An 18,116-nucleotide genomic window follows, 5' to 3' on the forward strand; every position below is an offset into this window, starting at 1 on the left:
CCAGCGCGCGCCAACACGTGAGCCTTTTATGTTAACGTCAGCGTGGCAATCCAATATGAGCCGCGCGCAGTACGGCGAAAAGTTTCGCCAGGTACAGCGCTATCTGCACAGCGGGGACTGCTATCAGGTCAACCTTGCCCAGCGTTTTCAGGCGCAGTATCAGGGGGATGAGTGGCTCGCCTTTGAGCGACTCAACCAGGCCAACCGCGCCCCGTTCAGTGCGTTTATCCGCCTTGAGGAAGGCGCAATCCTCAGCCTGTCGCCAGAGCGGTTTATTCAGTTGGAAAATCGGCAGATCCAGACGCGCCCCATCAAGGGCACCCTGCCGCGACTGGACTCGCCAGATGCCGATCGTCAGCAGGCGCAAAGACTGGCAAACTCACCTAAAGATCGTGCTGAAAACCTGATGATCGTGGATCTGATGCGTAACGACATTGGTCGCGTTGCCGTGCCGGGTTCGGTCAAGGTTCCCGAACTGTTTGTTGTCGAACCCTTCCCTGCCGTGCACCATCTGGTCAGCACCATTACGGCGCGTTTGCCGGAATCGCTGCACGCCACGGATCTGCTGCGCGCCGCCTTCCCTGGTGGTTCCATTACCGGCGCGCCAAAGGTGCGGGCGATGGAAATTATTGACGAACTGGAACCACACAGACGTAACGCCTGGTGCGGCAGCGTCGGCTATCTGAGCTTTTGCGGCAATATGGATACCAGTATTACCATCCGCACCCTGACGGCCACCGACGGACAGCTTTACTGTTCGGCTGGCGGTGGAGTTGTTGCGGACAGTCAGGAAGACGCGGAATATCAGGAAACGTTTGATAAAGTGAACCGTATTTTGCACCAACTGGAGAACTGAACCGTGGAAAACAGCAGCCTGACGCTTGATGACTTTTTATCGCGCTTTCTTCTCCTGCGCCCGCAGGTCAATCATGAAGCGTTAAACCAGCGCCAGGCCGCCGTGCTGATCCCGGTCGTTCGCCGCCCACAGCCGGGATTGCTGTTAACCCAACGCTCGGTGCATTTGCGTAAACACGCCGGACAGGTTGCCTTCCCGGGCGGAGCTGTAGACAGCAGCGACGCGTCGCTGATTGCCGCCGCGCTGCGAGAAGCCGAGGAGGAAGTGGCCATTCCCCCTTCGTGCGTTGAGGTGATTGGCGTCCTGCCGCCGGTGGATAGCGTCACCGGTTTTCAGGTCACGCCAGTGGTGGGTATTATCCCACCTAATCTGCCCTATCGTGCAAGCGAAGATGAAGTCTCTGCAGTATTCGAAATGCCGCTGGCGCAGGCGTTGCATCTGGGTCGTTATCACCCCTTAGATATCTACCGCCGGGGTGACTCGCATCGCGTCTGGCTTTCCTGGTATGAGCATTATTTCGTCTGGGGAATGACCGCCGGGATAATTCGTGAGCTGGCGCTGCAAATTGGCGTGAAGCCCTGACTATACTTATCTTTACGCACCGCAGACACAACCTGAAACGCCGGTCACAACATTAGTAAAACCGCGGTTATCTATTAGTTTAATTCATGTGAATAGTTAAGCCGATCGCCGCGTTCCCTCTTACACTATGCGCAGTCATAACATCGTTACTGGAAAGCCCAGTCGCCCTGTAGGAGTATTATCGTGATTAGTCTATTCGACATGTTTAAGGTGGGGATCGGTCCCTCATCTTCCCATACCGTAGGACCTATGAAGGCGGGTAAACAGTTCGTCGATGACCTGGTCGAAAAAGGATTACTGGACAGCGTTACTCGTGTTGCCGTCGACGTGTATGGTTCACTGTCGCTCACGGGTAAAGGTCACCACACCGATATCGCCATTATTATGGGTCTGGCAGGCTATGAGCCTGCGACCGTGGACATCGACAGCATTCCCGGATTTATCCGCGATGTAGAAACGCGTGGACGCCTGCTGCTTGCGCAGGGCCAACACGAAGTCGACTTCCCGCAAAACGACGGCATGCGTTTTCGCAACAGCAACCTGTCGCTGCATGAAAACGGTATGCAAATTCATGCCTACAACGGTGACACCGTTGTTTACAGCAAAACATATTATTCCATTGGTGGTGGTTTCATCGTTGATGAAGAACACTTTGGTCAGGACGCGGCGAATGAGGTCAGCGTACCTTATCCGTTCAAATCTGCCGCTGAAATGCTGGAGTACTGCAACAGCACCGGTCTGTCGCTTTCTGGCATGGTGATGCAGAACGAACTTGCGCTGCACAGCAAAAAAGAAATTGAAGAGTATTTTGGTAACGTCTGGCAAACCATGCAGGCCTGTATCGATCGTGGGATGAACACCGAAGGCATTCTGCCGGGGCCGCTGCGCGTGCCTCGTCGTGCCTCTGCCCTGCGTCGTATGCTGGTCTCCAGCGACAAACTCTCCAACGATCCGATGAACGTGATCGACTGGGTGAACATGTTTGCGCTGGCCGTAAACGAAGAGAACGCCGCGGGTGGTCGCGTTGTGACAGCGCCGACCAACGGTGCTTGCGGCATCGTGCCTGCGGTTCTGGCTTATTACGATCACTTCATTGAGCCCGTCAGCCCGGATATCTATACCCGCTATTTCCTGGCGGCCGGTGCAATTGGCGCGCTGTACAAAATGAATGCCTCTATCTCTGGCGCAGAAGTGGGCTGCCAGGGCGAAGTCGGTGTGGCATGTTCTATGGCCGCAGCAGGTCTGGCAGAGTTACTGGGTGCGAGCCCGGAGCAGGTATGTGTGGCTGCCGAAATCGGTATGGAACACAACCTCGGCTTAACCTGCGATCCGGTTGCCGGACAGGTCCAGGTGCCGTGCATTGAGCGTAACGCCATTGCTTCCGTGAAGGCGATCAACGCGGCACGTATGGCAATGCGTCGTACCAGCGCCCCGCGCGTCTCACTGGATAAAGTCATCGAGACCATGTACGAAACCGGCAAGGACATGAACGCCAAATACCGCGAAACCTCGCGCGGCGGCCTGGCGATCAAAGTTCAGTGTGACTAATACTTAATTTTCGCCCATCTGCGACGGATGGGCGAATTTGCTTCCCCTCCCTCGTCTACGGTAATTTTCCCCACTACACTTGCTCTGTTGCTGTTGGCTTCTGTGACCAACGGCTTATCGGGCGGCCCGCATGCAAACAGCACAACGGATCATCAAAAATTATCGCCGTAATCGCTTAATCGTCTGCACAGTTTGTGCACTACTGACGCTCATTCTTACATTATCTGTCCGATTTATTTCGGAGCGTAATTTAAATCATCACTCCACCGTCACGTTCGCTAACCATGCTGTAGAAGAGCTGGATGATATCCTGCTGCCGTTGCGGACCGGACGTGATGTGCTGCTGCCGTTAATTGGCCTGCCCTGCTCGGTGGCGCGCTTAGCCCTGAGCAAGCACGCCGCCAGACTGCAAACTGTGCGCTCTATTAACCTGGTTCAGGGTGGCATCCTCTATTGTTCGAGTATTTTTGGCTATCGCAATGTGCCCATCAAGCAGCTGCAACCTGAATTGCCCAGCCGCGAACCGCAGCTACTGTTATCCACCGATCATTCGCTCATTAAGGGCAGCCCTATTCTGACGCAGTGGTATCCGTCGTCTGCCAATGGCGAAGATGGGGTGCTGGAGATCGTCAATATTGAATTATTGTCGGGCATGCTGCTTGAACCACAGCCTCCGCAAATTACACATGCCAGTTTAACCATCGGTAAGCGGCATCTGCTGTACGGACAAGGCGTCGTCGACAAGCTACCAGAGAGTGACGGCGAACAACGCTACCAACTTTCATCACAACATTTCCCCTTTGCCATCAGCGTTAGCGGACCAGGAGCCAGCGAACTGGCGTTAAGACACCTGCCCACCCAGTTACCGTTAGCGGTCATGCTCAGCTTATTAGTCGGGTATCTGGCCTGGCTGGCGACCGCTAACAGAATGAGTTTTTCCTGGGAGATTAATCTGGCCCTCGCCGAACGGGAGTTTGAGCTATTTTGCCAGCCACTACTGAACGCCAGCACCCAGCAGTGTACGGGCGTTGAAATTCTCTTACGCTGGAATAACCCGCGCCAAGGCTGGATTTCACCTGAAGTGTTCATCCCTATCGCGGAAGAGCACAACCTGATTGTCCCCCTGACTCGTCACGTCATCGCAGAAACCATTCAGCAACGGCACGTTTTCCCAATGAGCAGCCAGTTTCATATTGGTATCAACGTCGCCGCCAGCCATTTTCGTGACGGTATGTTGTTAAAAGACCTTAATCAGTACTGGTTCAGTCAGCATCCCATCCAGCAACTGGTGATTGAATTGACCGAGCGCGACGCGCTGCTGGATGTCGATTATCGACTGGTGCATGAACTTCATCGACTGGGGGTAAAACTGGCCATTGACGATTTCGGTACCGGCAACAGCTCGCTGTCGTGGCTGGAAAAGTTGCGCCCGGATGTACTGAAGATTGATAAATCCTTTACCTCTGCGATCGGGACTGATGCCGTCAATTCGACCGTTACTGACATCATCATCGCGCTGGGGAAAAAACTGAATATTGAACTGGTAGCTGAAGGGGTTGAAACGCAGGCGCAGGCCCAGCATTTACGGCGACATGGCGTGAATGTATTGCAGGGATTTCTGTATGCCAAGCCGATGCCGCTGCGCGATTTTCCTCAATGGCTGGCGGGCAGTAGTACACCACCACCCGCCCGGCATAACGGGCATATCATGCCTGCTATGCCGTTTCGGTAGGCCAAATTATTCGTCTTCGTGGTGAGCGGATTGCTCTTTAACAATACGAACGAGATCCACACGATAGTCGTTCGCTTCGACAATGGTGATGCTTAGCGGTGCAACCTCAATCACATCGCCAACACGCGGAATGTGACCGTTAGCCGCGATAACCAGCCCCGCCACCGTCGCAATGTCTTCGTCTTCGTCCACCAGCGTATCAACGTCAAGCGCCTGCTGCAGAGCGTGCAGATCGGTACCGCCTTTAACCAGCCAGCCACCCGCATCGGCGATGATTTCCGGTGTTTCATCAGCATCCGGGAACTCACCGGCAATGGCTTCCAGAACATCCAGCGGGGTCACCAGACCCTGAACAACGCCAAATTCGTTGGTAACGATAACGAAGCTGCCCCGGGCACGACGCAACACGCCCAACAGATTAATCGGATCCAGCGTTTCTGGGACCACGATGGCCGGTGACGCTGAGGCAATTGCTGCCACATCTACGCCGTCTTCGAGGGCCACTAACAGTTCTTTTGCCCGCACGATACCGATAATTTCGTCCAGTTCACCACGACACACCGGGAACAGGCTGTGTGGGGAAGAGAGCAGCTGTTCACGAATTTCTGCCACGCTCAGATCTGCATCCACCCAGCTGATTTCGCCACGCGGCGTCATAATGCCGCGCAAAGAACGTGAGGCCAGCGACAGCACGCCGTTGATCATATAGCGTTCTTCTTCAACAAATGCCCCTTCCGGAACGGGTACCGGCACCGGGTTGTCAGACTCCATCTGCACACCGGCCTGACGTTTACCGCCCATCAGGCGCACAATGGCCTCGGCGGTACGTGCACGCAGCGGCAGCGTCGACTGGTGGCGAATAAAGTTACGACGAGCAATCTGATTAAACAGTTCGATAATAATCGAGAAGCCGATCGCAGCGTACAGATAACCTTTCGGAATGTGGAAGCCAAACCCTTCGGCTACCAGGCTCAAACCGATCATCAACAAGAAGCTCAGACACAGCACCACGACCGTCGGATGTTGGTTCACGAATCGCGTCAGTGGCTTGGACGCCAGCAGCATCACCGCCATCGCAATCACCACCGCCGCCATCATTACCGGCAGGTGGTTCACCATACCGACGGCTGTAATCACCGCATCCAGGGAGAAGACCGCATCGAGGATCACAATCTGCGTCACGACAACCCAAAAGCTCGCATAGCCTTTTGACTGGCCGGTATCATGCTCACGGTTTTCCAGCCGCTCATGCAGTTCGGTGGTAGCCTTGAACAACAGGAAGATACCTCCCAGCAGCATAATCAGGTCACGCCCCGAGAACGAATAGTCCATCACCGTGAACAGCGGTTTCGTCAGCGTCACCATCCACGAGATCACGGACAGCAGTGCCAGACGCATAATCAGCGCCAGCGACAACCCGATCAGACGCGCTTTATCCCGCTGTTTAGGCGGCAGCTTATCGGCCAGAATCGCAATAAAGACCAGGTTATCAATACCCAGAACAATTTCGAGAACAACAAGCGTGAGCAAACCCACCCAAATCTGCGGGTCCATTAAGAATTCCATGACAAGCTCCTGCTCAAAGAATGGCTAAACTGCGCCCTGGACATCTCAGGCGTTGAAGCAATATGCAGATAAAGTGTGTGGCAAAAAGTGCCAAACTGACAGGCGCTAAGCGGCCTCGAGGTGAAATGACGTCGGTGACGATCCATACGGTGGGCTACTGCCCTATACTCCTGATTAATTAAATATATGCTAAACATAACAGACACAACCGGTTTTTAGCAAAGATTTACCTTCCTTTGCAATAAGTTGTGTCGGAGATATTTTACTCTTCGAAATTTCTTTTAATCGGAAGTTAAATTACGGATCTTCATCACATAAATTATTTTTTTCGATATCTAAAATAATTCACGAAAATCATAGGTTTTTCATTGTAACCCTTATCTGAATCGATTCGCTTGCGGACGACGATTCAAAATACATCTCGTTGTCGATGTGTTAACGATAATAAAGGAGGTAGCAAGTGACCATTGCTATTGTAATAGGCACACATGGTTGGGCTGCAGAGCAGTTACTTAAAACAGCAGAAATGCTGTTAGGCGAGCAGGAAAACGTCGGCTGGATCGATTTCGTTCCAGGCGAAAATGCTGAAACGCTGATCGAAAAGTACAACGCTCAGTTGGCAAAACTCGATACCAGTAAAGGCGTGCTATTTCTCGTTGATACATGGGGAGGCAGCCCGTTCAACGCTGCGAGCCGCATTGTCGTCGACAAAGAGCATTACGAAGTGATCGCTGGCGTGAACATTCCCATGCTGGTCGAAACCTTTATGGCGCGTGATGACAACCCAAGCTTTGATGAATTAGTCGCACTGGCAGTAGAAACCGGTAGCGAAGGCGTGAAAGCGCTGAAAGCAAACCGGTAGAAAAAGCCGCTCCGGCCCCGGTTGCTGCAGCAAAAGCAGCGGCACCGGCTAAACCGATGGGTCCGAACGATTATATGCACATCGGCCTCGCACGCATCGATGACCGCTTAATCCACGGTCAGGTAGCCACCCGCTGGACCAAAGAAACCAACGTCACGCGCATTATCGTCGTCAGCGATGAAGTTGCCGCAGATACGGTGCGTAAAACGCTGTTGACGCAGGTTGCGCCTCCAGGCGTAACGGCGCACGTGGTGGATGTCGCGAAAATGATCCGCGTCTACAACAACCCGAAATATGCAGGCGATCGTGTGATGCTGCTGTTCACCAACCCGACCGATGTTGAACGTGTCGTGGAAGGTGGCGTAAAAATCACCTCGGTAAACATTGGTGGCATGGCTTTCCGTCAGGGTAAAACGCAGGTTAACAACGCGATTTCCGTTGATGAAAAAGACATCGAAGCCTTCAAGAAACTCAACGCACGCGGCATTGAACTCGAAGCCCGTAAGGTTTCTACCGATCAGAAACTGAAAATGATGGATTTGATTGCCAAAGCGAAATAACCCGCTGGCATTTACTTAGTTTTCACACTTAAGTCTGTATAGCAATAGGAGAAGTACAATGGAGATTACCACTCTTCAGATTGTGCTGGTGTTCATCGTCGCATGTATCGCGGGTATGGAGTCGGTACTCGATGAATTTCAGTTCCACCGTCCGTTGGTGGCCTGTACGCTGATTGGCGCCGTTCTCGGGGACATGAAAACCGGTATTATCATCGGTGGTACCCTGGAAATGATCGCGCTGGGTTGGATGAACATCGGTGCCGCCGTTGCACCAGATGCCGCACTGGCCTCAATTATTTCTACCGTTCTGGTTATCGCAGGTCACCAAAGCATCGGTGCCGGTATCGCGCTGGCTATCCCGCTGGCAGCAGCTGGCCAGGTTCTGACTATCATCGTTCGTACCATCACCGTCGCCTTCCAGCACGCTGCGGATAAGGCGGCTGAGAGCGGCAACTTGACGGCGCTCTCCTGGCTGCATGTGTCCTCGCTGTTCCTGCAGGCAATGCGTATCGCGATCCCTGCGGTTATCGTGGCGATTTCTGTCGGCACCAGTGAAGTCCAGGGCCTGCTCAACGCCATCCCTGAAGTGGTCACCGGCGGCCTGAACATCGCGGGCGGTATGATCGTCGTCGTGGGTTATGCGATGGTCATCAACATGATGCGCGCAGGCTACCTGATGCCGTTCTTCTACCTCGGTTTCGTCACCGCGGCATTTACCAACTTTAACCTGGTTGCACTGGGTGTGATTGGCGCAGTTATGGCCATCCTCTACATTCAGCTGAGCCCGAAATATAACCGCGTAGCGGGTGCGCCAGCGCAAGCTGCTGGCAACAATGACCTTGATAACGAACTGGACTAGCAGGTGAGCGAAATGGTTGATATGACTAAAACTACCACCGAGAAAAAACTCACTCCGAGTGACATTCGTGGCGTGTTCCTTCGTTCTAACCTGTTCCAGGGTTCATGGAACTTCGAACGTATGCAGGCGCTGGGTTTTTGCTTCTCCATGATACCGGCAATTCGCCGTTTGTACCCGGAGAACAACGACGCACGTAAGCAGGCTATTAAGCGTCACCTAGAATTCTTTAACACCCATCCTTATGTTGCGGCACCGGTTCTTGGCGTAACGCTGGCGATGGAAGAACAGCGTGCTAACGGTGCAGAGATTGACGATGGTGCCATCAACGGTATCAAAGTCGGTCTGATGGGTCCGCTGGCAGGCGTAGGTGACCCGATCTTCTGGGGTACCGTGCGTCCGGTATTTGCCGCCCTCGGTGCGGGTATCGCGATGAGTGGCAGCCTGCTAGGCCCACTGTTGTTCTTCATCTTGTTCAACGCGGTACGTCTGGCAACACGCTACTACGGTGTGGCCTACGGTTATCGTAAAGGTGTCGATATCGTTAAAGATATGGGCGGCGGCTTCCTACAGAAACTGACTGAGGGGGCATCAATCCTCGGCCTGTTTGTCATGGGGGCCCTGGTGAATAAGTGGACGCACGTGAACATCCCGCTGGTGGTTTCCACCATCACCGGTCAGGATGGTCAGACTCGCGTAACCACCGTGCAGACCATCCTTGACCAGCTGATGCCGGGCCTGGTACCGCTGCTGCTGACCTTCGCCTGTATGTGGCTGCTGCGTAAGAAAGTGAACGCTCTGTGGATTATCGTTGGCTTCTTCGTCATCGGTATCGCGGGTTACGCTGTCGGCCTGCTCGGCCTGTAAGACTGCTATACCATACCGGGGGCTCTGCTCCCGGTTTTTCTATTTAGAGGGTTAAGGATTCATGACTATCACGGACCTGGTGCTGGTTCTTTTTATCCTGTCGCTGCTGGCGTTTGCCATCTACGATCAGTTCATCATGCCCCGCCGTAATGGCCCTACTCTGCTTGCTGTTCCCCTGCTGCCCCGTAGTCGTGTCGATAGCGTTATCTTCATTGGATTGATCGCGATTCTCATCTACAACAACGTCACCAGCCATGGGGCGCAATTCACTACCTGGTTATTGTGTGCGCTGATATTGATGGGAATATATTTGTTCTGGATCCGCACGCCAAAAATCATCTTTAAACAGAAAGGGTTTTTCTTCGCCAATGTTTGGGTGGAATATAGCCGGATTAAAGAGATGAATTTGTCGGAAGATGGCGTACTGGTGATGCAATTAGAACATCGGCGATTGCTGATCCGCGTACGAAATATAGACGACCTTGAGAGAATATATAAACTTCTCATATCAAATCAATGATATAGAAACATAGCCTGAACTATGTTATTTGTATATTGACGTATAACAAACATAGCACAGGCTATATTCACGTTCTCTTTTTGTTATTTAATTTAACGCATTATCGACAATTAAATCTAAATGAAAATCGTTTTCAATTAGAAGTCAAATAATATCCACCCGTTTCTTGTTTTATATTCTCAAAATATGCTAAGGTTGCGCCCGTCATTGGGGAGTAGCCGATTTCCAGACTCCGGAAATGTACGTGTCAACATACTCGTCGCAAGGCGTGGCGCGTACGGACTGTAAACATACAGTCAGGCGAGACCATAGACACATCAACTGCAATGCATGTCTCCTGAACTGCGTGTTCGGGCGTGCATGGTTACTGGGGGCAGTGATGTGTTTAATGGATACCCCGGTCAGGACGCTGTTATGAATCTCACCGCTACTGTTCTTCTCGCTTTCGGCATGTCGATGGATGCATTCGCCGCATCAATTGGTAAAGGTGCTACGCTACACAAACCTAAATTCTCTGAAGCTCTGCGTATTGGCTTAATTTTCGGCGCTGTCGAAACGCTGACCCCGCTGATTGGTTGGGGTATGGGCATGCTGGCGAGTAAATTCGTACTCGAGTGGAACCACTGGATTGCCTTCATCCTGCTGATTTTTCTCGGTGGACGAATGATAATCGAAGGTTTCCGTGATAACGGTGATGAAGATGAAGAGCCGCAGCGTCGCCACGGTTTCTGGCTGTTGGTGACCACCGCCATTGCCACCAGCCTCGATGCGATGGCCGTCGGCGTCGGTCTGGCTTTCCTGCAGGTGAACATTATTGCCACCGCGCTGGCTATCGGCTGCGCCACGCTAATGATGTCCACGCTGGGGATGATGATCGGCCGTTTTATCGGCCCCATGCTGGGTAAACGTGCTGAAATTCTCGGCGGGGTGGTGCTAATTGGTATCGGTGCCCAGATCCTCTGGGCACATTTCCACGGTTAATTCACACGCTGCCAGATATGAATACTAAAGTCTGTCTGGCAGTCAAATGTCGTTTTCCCCGCCAGCGTTTCCCAGACTTCCGGTTTTGCCCGCCAGGCAAAAGGCGTCATTTGCAGCAATGCCACAGCCTCGCTACCGCTAAGCTGCATCTGATAGCCCAATGCGATACTCTGCTGCAGAGCAAAGCCTTCCAGCTGTTCCGTGTGTGGCGCATGCAAACGCACCTCATCGTAAATCAGCCCTTTCAGCTCCATTAAATGGCGCGGGCCCGGCGTGGCCGTGATCACCCACCCACCCGGCTTCACCACGCGCGCCAGCTCCTGAGCTTTACAGGGGGCGTAGATCCTGACAATGGCATCCATTGAAGCATCAGCAAAAGGCAGCCGATGACTTGACGCAACACAAAATGTCACCTGCGGATAACGCCTTGCTGCGGCCTTGATCGCCACCTTCGAGACATCCAGACCAAAGGTCACACTTCCTGCCAGCGCATCGGCAAACGCGTGCGTGTAATACCCTTCCCCACAGCCGATATCGAGAATCGCCGCGTCACCTGGCGTTAACGTTTCCTGGAGAACATTCACAATCGCCTCACGCAGCGGCTGATAGTGGCCGGCATCGAGAAATTCCCGACGTGCCTGCATCATTTCCGCACTGTCACCTGGATCGCGTGAGCGTTTGTGTTGAACAGGCAGTAAGTTGACATACCCTTCTTTCGCCACATCAAACTGATGCCGCCCAGGGCAGGCAAAACTGTTGTTATCTTGAGTAAGAGGCTGATGGCAAAGGGGACAGGAAAACAACATGACAACTCCGGCAGATGGCTTCAGGGCGCAAGTGTAACGCGAATTGCGCCCAGGGAAAATAACTTACAGCGCCGGAGAGACGTCGTTATTACCGTGCATTACCAGCAAGTGTTCCGAGTCAGCGGGCATGCCATCCGGTTTAACGTTTTCCAGACGCAGCACATCCCCCATTATCTGACTAAAGACGGGGGCCGATACGGCACCACCGTAATACGCCCCATTTTGCGGGTTGTTGATAACCACCACCAGCGCAAACTTCGGATCGCTTGCCGGAGCCACGCCCGCCGTGTATGCCACGTATTTATCGACATATTTGCCGTCATCGCCAATTTTCTTTGCCGTCCCGGTTTTTACCGCCACGCGATAATCTCGTACCGCAGCCTTTGTTCCCCCGCCGCCGGGCAGCGCAACGCTTTCCATCATATGCTCAACCTGATGAACTAACGCCTCAGACATGACGCGTCGGCCTATTACCGGCGGATCGATACGGGTGATGGACAGCGGTCGATAGATGCCAAAACTGCCAATGGTGGCGTAAACGTGCGCCAACTGTAGCGGCGTGACCATTAATCCGTAGCCGAAGGCAAAGGTTGCGCGATCCAAACTGCTCCAGTAACGTCTCTGAGGCATTAAGCCGCTGCTTTCGCCAGTCAACCCTAGACCTGTCGGTTCGCCAAAACCAAAGCTCTTGTAGGTGTCCAACAATCGCTGAATGGGCATAGCTAATGATAAATGTGACACGCCGGTATCGCTCGATTTTTGCAAAATACCCGTCAGCGACAACTCAGGATAATAGCCAACATCGCGAATACGGTGCCCGTCAAGATTAAAGGGGTGGGTATCAATCACGCTGTCGGGCTGTACAATTCCCTGTTGCAGGGCAGTCATAAGCACCAACGGCTTAACGGTAGATCCTGGCTCAAAGGTATCGCTGATCGCGCGGTTACGAAAATCGTCCAGCACCGCACCGTCGCGGTTATTGGGGTTGAAATCCGGGAAACTCGCCATCGACAATATTTCCCCAGTGGCGATGTTGATCAGTACCGCCGCCCCAGACTCGGCTTTATTCCACGTCACGGCATTGTCCAGCGCATCCTCGGTGACCGTCTGCAAGCGTTCATCGATGCTGAGCTGCAACTCATGTGCGGGTACCGGCATCACTTCCGTGATGTTCTCAATCACATGACCAAATTTGTCTTTACGCACCAACCGCGAGCCGGGTTTGCCCATCAACTGGCTATTGAAACTTTTCTCTACCCCTTCAATACCCTGGCCATCAATATTGGTGAAGCCAATCAAATTCGCGGCAACGTGACCGGCGGGATAGAAACGACGGGACTCTTCGCGAAGATTAATCCCCGGAAGATTCAGATTATCAACCCACTGCGCCTGTTGGGGTGAAATCTGGCGCGCCAGGTAGATAAACCGTCCGGCGGGGTTACTATTAACGCGTTCCGCCAGTGCGCTAAGCGACAAATTCAACGTTTTTGCCAACGCTTGCCAGCGCTCGTTATACCCGACACCACCTTTGCTAATAATCGTCTTAGGATCGGCCCAGACAGCATTAACCGGTACGCTCACCGCCAACGGTCGCCCTTCTCTGTCGGTAATCATTCCACGCGGTGATGCCGTCGTTACTTCACGTAATGAGCGCATGTCCTCCTGCTTCACCAGACTGGTCGGCGTGACGATTTGCAACCACGCAACCCTGCCAAGGAGCAGCCCCAGACTCAATAAAATTGCCGCGCAAAGCAGGGCAAAACGTACGGGAGTAAAATTGCGTGCATCGCCGTCGTTTTTCTTTTTCACCTGTTCTCCAGCAAGATAGTTTTTCAGGTGACTGATTTAACGAGAATTAGCGACAGAAAGCGGGGAAAAGAATGCTACGAATATCACGCCTTTGCAACAAAGCGCTAATGGGACGGCATTTTGAAATACTTTGACGTAATCTGAATTAAAAAGCCCCGCAAATGCGAGGCTTTATATCTGAAATTGCTGCGCCTGAGCGCTTCAAATCAGTGGTTTCGATCAGATAGCTGTTACGTTAACAGCAGCCGGACCTTTCTGGCCGTCCTGAATTTCGAACTCAACGTTCTGGCCTTCAGCCAGAGTTTTGAAGCCGTTACCCTGGATTGCAGAGAAGTGTACGAACACATCTTTGCTGCCATCAGCAGGAGTAATGAAACCAAAACCTTTAGACTCGTTGAACCACTTAACTTGACCTTTAATCTTTGCCATTTGCAAAATTCCTTAGAGTATTTTCTTCGCCCGCAGGCATAACATAGATAAAACTGAGACATTACTGCTTGAGGCACTAATATAAGGTTCGGCAGAGAAGCGGTATTCAACGTCAACGTGTTTACTCAGGACTTCTTTACTGAAAATGCCACACATAAACAGAACTGTACCTCGTTTAACCCAAAACGTGTTATCACATACAACGATAATAATGGCAAGCCATTTTTAAACGTGTCTCGATCGGTCGCACAAATCCCGAAGTTCATCTCACGACAACTGCACAGTTATGCGCCAGACCGAGTCTGGATATATTCTCACCGCTCCCGCCCTGCCCCGGCTGGCATACGCAGCAGCCGCGACATGTCTACCATAGCTCACCTTGTGAGGTTGTTCCAGACTCACTGATGCACCGTGTGCTGAATATCATTTTTTATGCTTAGTAATGCATAATTTGTCACAACGGTAAAAATGAGATCCGTCTTCTGGTTTTGCAGAAAAATAATGAAAGAATGATGACAAAGCACAAAAAAAAGTAAGAGAAACGTTTCGCTGATAATAAAAACGATCACTATCACAAAAATGGCATAATCATATTATTAACGTATGGGTAATTATATTTAACACCACGTACAGGCACAGAATTAATCGGCCAACATGAATTGATGGAAGAACGTTATCGACAGTTCACCGCGCGAACCGCGTGGAGGTCGCAGAAGAAAATGATATGACAGGGTTAACGACAGGATGGAATATCTGAGAACAGCGTCATCAGACGCCCACCCTGTCTTTCAGTTGACTAACGTTCTGCTACCAGGCGAATGATACTTTCATCTTCATCCTGGTTTTTCACTGCAGGTTCTGCGGCTTTTTCAGGTTCGTTAGCTTCACAAAGACGACGAAGCAATGCGTTCTGTCGTTTTTGTTGATCTAACAACGCTTCAAGTAACTCGATCTGCTCATTAGTTCGTGAGCTTGCCCGATTGATGAAGAACCACAGCACAAGCCCGATAACCAGAAGCACCACCGATACCACTAAAGACGCAAAACTTAGCGCGCCAGAGTTCAAAACTTCGTTCATTTTACCACCTCAATGTAGACAGCGTAGTTTACCACTGCCGCACAAGAAGGTAATCAACTGTTGCTAAAATGCGCTTACCAGGGAATAAATTTATTGATGGCACAAATTCCGTTGAAAAATTGTACGTCCTGATCGCACATGATGTTGAACACCTGCGCCCACATCAGTATGCATACCAGTACGACAATGATCAGCACCACCCACCGAATTTTTTTCACTCCAACTCCACTCTCCGAATCCACATCTTATGCGACTAAATTATCATGCGTTACCTAAACCCAACGTTAACCTTAGCGGCATAAATATTTTTAGGAATGATTCACTTGTTTCATTCAGTGTACAAGCTAATCTTATAATAACGAGAAAAGATAAGAGGTTGTAATGCGTCTGATTATTCGCGCAATTGTATTGCTGGCTCTGGTTTGGATTGGTTTATTACTGAGTGGCTATGGCGTGCTGATAGGGAGTAAGGAGAACGCAGCAGGACTGGGTCTGCAATGCAAGTACCTGACGGCACGGGGCACCAGCACCGCACAGTACGTACATACCAGCAGCGGTATCATCGGCTTGTCGGACTGTCCCCTGTTAAGGAAAAGCACCGTCATTGTCGATAACGGTTAATATTGAAGCAAGAAAATTACCTGTTATTGGTGTCGGCTTGTATTAATTTTGCTCATTTAAAAAGCCCCGGTACAAAATACCTGGGGCTTTTGACCTATTGCGTATAAATCAAATCAGAATGGATAATCGTTATAACCCATTTGTTCTGAAATTTTTCGCGCAGCCGTGTGCAGCATTTCGACATATTCGTGTAAACGCTCTTCAGAAAAACGCAGAGTCGGGAATGAAATACTCAAACCTGCGATGACCACACCGAAACGATCAAAGACCGGAACGCCGATGCAGCGCAGTCCTTCTTCCTGCTCTTCGTTGTCTTCACCGTAGCCTTGCTCACGCACTTTATCCAACAGCAGCAGCAACTCATCAGTGCTGGTGATCGTACGGTCGGTGCTGCGTTTGTATTCCACGCCTTCAAGAATCTGTTTTACTTCGTCACGGTCACGCCATGCCAGCAGTACTTTACCGATCGCCGTGCTGTATAACGGGTTACGACGTCCTACGCGAGAATACATGCGTAAATTGTACATCGAGTCGATTTTATGGATGTAGACAATGCTGTCTTCGTCCAGCGCACCGAGGTGGACCGTCTCTTTAGTTAAACGCGACAGTTCACGCATCTGAATATCAGCGCTACGGATCAGATCGACGTTTTGCAACGCGCGAGCGCCCAGTTCAAACAGTTTCAGGGTCAGAGAGTATTTCTCAGACTCACCTTCCTGTGCCACATAACCCAGCGTTTTCATGGTCTGTAAAAAGCGATAAACGGTGCTTTTAGACATCATGACGCGTTGCGACAATTCGGTTATACCAATTTCGCGCTCTTCACCCAGCGCCTGCAGAATGCCAAAAACCTTCAGCACGGAAGAAACAGAATCGGGTTGTTTATCCAGATCTGCGATAGCCATTTATCACCTCATTACGAGTGTTTTATAAAAATCAGAACCGGTTTTTATTATAATTTCACGTACCGATGCTCGCAATCCATCTTTGCCCACTTAGTTACAAATCTGCGACATAACACCTGAATATCAATGCTAAAATTATTATTCTCATCATAATTTCCGACAATATTGACTTCCTATGGATAAATTTCAGGCCGATGGCCTGCCGCTGCCCCAACGATATGGCGCAATATTAACCATTATTATGGGTATTTCGATGGCCGTACTGGATGGTGCAATTGCCAATGTTGCCCTGCCGACGATTGCCGCCGATCTTCAGGCCTCCCCCGCCAGTTCAATTTGGGTCGTTAATGCCTATCAAATTGCGATAGTGGTTTCACTACTCTCATTTTCTTTTTTGGGCGACATGTTTGGCTACCGACGTATTTATAAATGCGGACTGGTCGTTTTTCTGCTCGCATCTCTCTTCTGCGCATTATCAGATTCCCTGCAGATGCTCACGCTGGCGCGCGTGGCACAAGGGTTTGGCGGAGCCGCATTAATGAGCGTGAATACGGCGCTGATCCGGCTTATTTACCCTCAACGCCAACTGGGGCGCGGAATGGGTATTAATTCATTCATCGTGGCGGTCTCGTCTGCTGCAGGTCCGACTATTGCCGCGGCGATCCTCTCCATTGCCTCATGGAAATGGTTGTTTTTGATTAACGTACCGCTTGGGATTATTGCTCTACTGCTGGCTATGCGCTTTTTGCCCGCAAACGCTGCACGCAGCAATAAACCCCGTTTTGATTTACCCAGCGCGGTGATGAATGCGTTAACGTTCGGTTTGCTGATAACTGCACTCAGTGGGTTTGCCCAGGGACAGTCACTCACGCTAATCGGGGCTGAACTGGCGGGACTTCTCGTGGTGGGCTATTTCTTTATCCGTCGACAGCTGTCACTACCTGTACCGCTGTTACCGGTTGATCTGCTGCGCATACCGCTTTTTTCGCTCTCCATCGGCACCTCGATCTGTTCATTCTGCGCGCAAATGTTGGCCATGGTCTCTCTCCCCTTCTTTTTACAAACCGTGTTGGGTCGTAGTGAAGTTGAAACAGGTCTGTTGTTGACCCCATGGCCGCTGGCCACCATGGTTATGGCACCGCTGGCGGGTTACCTGATTGAACGCGTCCACGCCGGGCTTTTAGGGGCATTAGGCATGGTGGTGATGGCATGCGGGTTATTTTCTCTGGTGTTGCTGCCCTCCGCCCCGTCGGACTTCAATATTATCTGGCCGATGATCCTGTGCGGTGCTGGCTTTGGTCTGTTCCAGTCACCAAACAACCATACCATCATCACTTCCGCGCCGCGTGAACGCAGCGGTGGCGCAAGCGGGATGCTGGGAACGGCGCGTTTACTGGGACAAAGCACCGGTGCCGCGTTAGTGGCGTTGATGTTGAATCAGTTTGGCGACAGCGGTACCCACATGTCTCTGCTGGCGGCTGGCATTCTGGCGACGCTTGCCGCTATTGTCAGCGGACTGCGGATCACCCAACCTCGGA

General features: G+C 51.6%; 18 protein-coding genes, 1 pseudogene and 1 riboswitch. Of the genes and pseudogenes, 11 read left to right on the forward strand and 8 right to left on the reverse strand.

All coding sequences use genetic code 11. The annotated features are described in order from the left end of the window. The 4 genes from pabB to FDW95_RS04700 form a co-directional block, all read left to right on the forward strand. Nucleotides 1-856: aminodeoxychorismate synthase component I (gene pabB, locus FDW95_RS23465; RefSeq protein WP_249358914.1), on the forward strand; the 856-nt coding region annotated here is incomplete at its 5' end. 3 nt (nt 857-859) lie between these two features. Next, entirely contained in the window at nt 860-1,438 is a 579-nt protein-coding gene (locus FDW95_RS04690; protein WP_115258246.1) for a CoA pyrophosphatase, read from the forward strand. Nucleotides 1,439-1,621: 183 nt separating this feature from the next. Then, nucleotides 1,622-2,986 (forward strand): L-serine ammonia-lyase, encoded by a 1,365-nt coding sequence (sdaA, locus tag FDW95_RS04695; RefSeq protein WP_115258245.1) that lies wholly within the window; start codon nt 1,622-1,624, stop codon nt 2,984-2,986. A 130-nt stretch (nt 2,987-3,116) separates the two neighbouring features. Beyond that, entirely contained in the window at nt 3,117-4,718 is a 1,602-nt protein-coding gene (locus FDW95_RS04700; protein ID WP_115258244.1) for an EAL domain-containing protein, read from the forward strand. Between the two features lie 6 nt (nt 4,719-4,724). Here the strand turns inward: FDW95_RS04700 and yoaE are convergent, their stop codons facing one another. After that, complete coding sequence (gene yoaE, locus FDW95_RS04705) at nt 4,725-6,284, reverse strand: CNNM family cation transport protein YoaE (RefSeq protein ID WP_096756712.1); 1,560 nt, start codon at nt 6,282-6,284, stop codon at nt 4,725-4,727. A gap of 460 nt (nt 6,285-6,744) precedes the next feature. On the opposite strand from yoaE, the pseudogene manX reads away from it, so the two are divergent. The 5 genes and pseudogenes from manX to mntP all read left to right on the forward strand — a co-directional run bounded on the left by manX (nt 6,745) and on the right by mntP (nt 10,930). Then, nucleotides 6,745-7,706: pseudogene (gene manX / locus FDW95_RS04710) on the forward strand (PTS mannose transporter subunit IIAB). Between the two features lie 58 nt (nt 7,707-7,764). Continuing rightward, the gene (locus FDW95_RS04715; RefSeq protein ID WP_096756709.1) at nt 7,765-8,565 is read left to right on the forward strand and encodes a PTS mannose/fructose/sorbose transporter subunit IIC; all 801 of its coding nucleotides are present in this window, start codon (nt 7,765-7,767) and stop codon (nt 8,563-8,565) included. A gap of 12 nt (nt 8,566-8,577) precedes the next feature. Then, on the forward strand, nt 8,578-9,429 hold the full coding sequence (locus tag FDW95_RS04720; RefSeq protein ID WP_096756708.1) for a PTS mannose transporter subunit IID: 852 nt from the start codon (nt 8,578-8,580) through the stop codon (nt 9,427-9,429). A gap of 61 nt (nt 9,430-9,490) precedes the next feature. Then, complete coding sequence (locus tag FDW95_RS04725; RefSeq protein ID WP_115258242.1) at nt 9,491-9,949, forward strand: DUF986 family protein; 459 nt, start codon at nt 9,491-9,493, stop codon at nt 9,947-9,949. Between the two features lie 197 nt (nt 9,950-10,146). Then, nucleotides 10,147-10,247: riboswitch (yybP-ykoY riboswitch) on the forward strand. A gap of 116 nt (nt 10,248-10,363) precedes the next feature. Continuing rightward, nucleotides 10,364-10,930, forward strand: a complete 567-nt coding sequence (gene mntP / locus FDW95_RS04730) for a manganese efflux pump MntP (RefSeq protein ID WP_137363425.1) — start codon at nt 10,364-10,366, stop codon at nt 10,928-10,930. On the opposite strand, the gene rlmA is transcribed toward mntP, so the two are convergent. The 6 genes from rlmA to mgrB all read right to left on the reverse strand — a co-directional run bounded on the left by rlmA (nt 10,927) and on the right by mgrB (nt 15,270). Continuing rightward, a complete protein-coding gene (gene rlmA, locus FDW95_RS04735; protein ID WP_115258241.1) occupies nt 10,927-11,736 on the reverse strand; it encodes a 23S rRNA (guanine(745)-N(1))-methyltransferase in 810 nt (269 codons plus the stop codon). The two genes, mntP and rlmA, sit on opposite strands and share 4 nt — an antisense overlap. Before the next feature lie 63 nt (nt 11,737-11,799). Continuing rightward, on the reverse strand, nt 11,800-13,545 hold the full coding sequence (gene ftsI, locus FDW95_RS04740) for a peptidoglycan glycosyltransferase FtsI (RefSeq protein ID WP_096756705.1): 1,746 nt from the start codon (nt 13,543-13,545) through the stop codon (nt 11,800-11,802). Nucleotides 13,546-13,764: 219 nt separating this feature from the next. Continuing rightward, complete coding sequence (gene cspE / locus FDW95_RS04745) at nt 13,765-13,974, reverse strand: transcription antiterminator/RNA stability regulator CspE (protein WP_001062678.1); 210 nt, start codon at nt 13,972-13,974, stop codon at nt 13,765-13,767. Nucleotides 13,975-13,986: 12 nt separating this feature from the next. After that, complete coding sequence (locus FDW95_RS04750; RefSeq protein ID WP_003034983.1) at nt 13,987-14,130, reverse strand: DUF2627 domain-containing protein; 144 nt, start codon at nt 14,128-14,130, stop codon at nt 13,987-13,989. A 640-nt stretch (nt 14,131-14,770) separates the two neighbouring features. Continuing rightward, nucleotides 14,771-15,052 (reverse strand): YebO family protein, encoded by a 282-nt coding sequence (locus tag FDW95_RS04755; RefSeq protein WP_115258240.1) that lies wholly within the window; start codon nt 15,050-15,052, stop codon nt 14,771-14,773. A gap of 74 nt (nt 15,053-15,126) precedes the next feature. Next, nucleotides 15,127-15,270, reverse strand: coding sequence for a PhoP/PhoQ regulator MgrB (mgrB, locus tag FDW95_RS04760; protein ID WP_115258239.1), 144 nt, complete (start codon nt 15,268-15,270; stop codon nt 15,127-15,129). Nucleotides 15,271-15,433: 163 nt separating this feature from the next. Between mgrB and FDW95_RS04765 the strand changes: the two genes are divergently transcribed. Beyond that, complete coding sequence (locus FDW95_RS04765; RefSeq protein WP_096756702.1) at nt 15,434-15,673, forward strand: YobH family protein; 240 nt, start codon at nt 15,434-15,436, stop codon at nt 15,671-15,673. 113 nt (nt 15,674-15,786) lie between these two features. On the opposite strand, the gene kdgR is transcribed toward FDW95_RS04765, so the two are convergent. After that, nucleotides 15,787-16,578 (reverse strand): DNA-binding transcriptional regulator KdgR, encoded by a 792-nt coding sequence (kdgR, locus tag FDW95_RS04770; protein ID WP_096756701.1) that lies wholly within the window; start codon nt 16,576-16,578, stop codon nt 15,787-15,789. Between the two features lie 175 nt (nt 16,579-16,753). Between kdgR and FDW95_RS04775 the strand changes: the two genes are divergently transcribed. Next, nucleotides 16,754-18,116 (forward strand): MFS transporter (locus FDW95_RS04775; protein WP_137363427.1); only part of this gene is annotated, 1,363 nt, incomplete at its 3' end.

Origin of the sequence: Citrobacter sp. wls718 (assembly GCF_005280945.1) — a bacterium.
In the GTDB taxonomy this organism is placed as follows: Bacteria; Pseudomonadota; Gammaproteobacteria; order Enterobacterales; family Enterobacteriaceae; genus Citrobacter; species Citrobacter gillenii.

Coding starts and splice junctions, on each gene's coding strand:
- rlmA (WP_115258241.1), bottom strand. CDS start 11,736: ATGTTGTTTTCCTGTCCCCTTTGCCATCAGCCTCTTACTCAAGATAAC.
- FDW95_RS04755 (WP_115258240.1), bottom strand. CDS start 15,052: ATGAACGAAGTTTTGAACTCTGGCGCGCTAAGTTTTGCGTCTTTAGTG.
- FDW95_RS04715 (WP_096756709.1), top strand. CDS start 7,765: ATGGAGATTACCACTCTTCAGATTGTGCTGGTGTTCATCGTCGCATGT.
- yoaE (WP_096756712.1), bottom strand. CDS start 6,284: ATGGAATTCTTAATGGACCCGCAGATTTGGGTGGGTTTGCTCACGCTT.
- mntP (WP_137363425.1), top strand. CDS start 10,364: ATGAATCTCACCGCTACTGTTCTTCTCGCTTTCGGCATGTCGATGGAT.
- FDW95_RS04750 (WP_003034983.1), bottom strand. CDS start 14,130: ATGTGTGGCATTTTCAGTAAAGAAGTCCTGAGTAAACACGTTGACGTT.
- FDW95_RS04725 (WP_115258242.1), top strand. CDS start 9,491: ATGACTATCACGGACCTGGTGCTGGTTCTTTTTATCCTGTCGCTGCTG.
- FDW95_RS04700 (WP_115258244.1), top strand. CDS start 3,117: ATGCAAACAGCACAACGGATCATCAAAAATTATCGCCGTAATCGCTTA.
- FDW95_RS04765 (WP_096756702.1), top strand. CDS start 15,434: ATGCGTCTGATTATTCGCGCAATTGTATTGCTGGCTCTGGTTTGGATT.
- cspE (WP_001062678.1), bottom strand. CDS start 13,974: ATGGCAAAGATTAAAGGTCAAGTTAAGTGGTTCAACGAGTCTAAAGGT.
- FDW95_RS04720 (WP_096756708.1), top strand. CDS start 8,578: ATGGTTGATATGACTAAAACTACCACCGAGAAAAAACTCACTCCGAGT.
- kdgR (WP_096756701.1), bottom strand. CDS start 16,578: ATGGCTATCGCAGATCTGGATAAACAACCCGATTCTGTTTCTTCCGTG.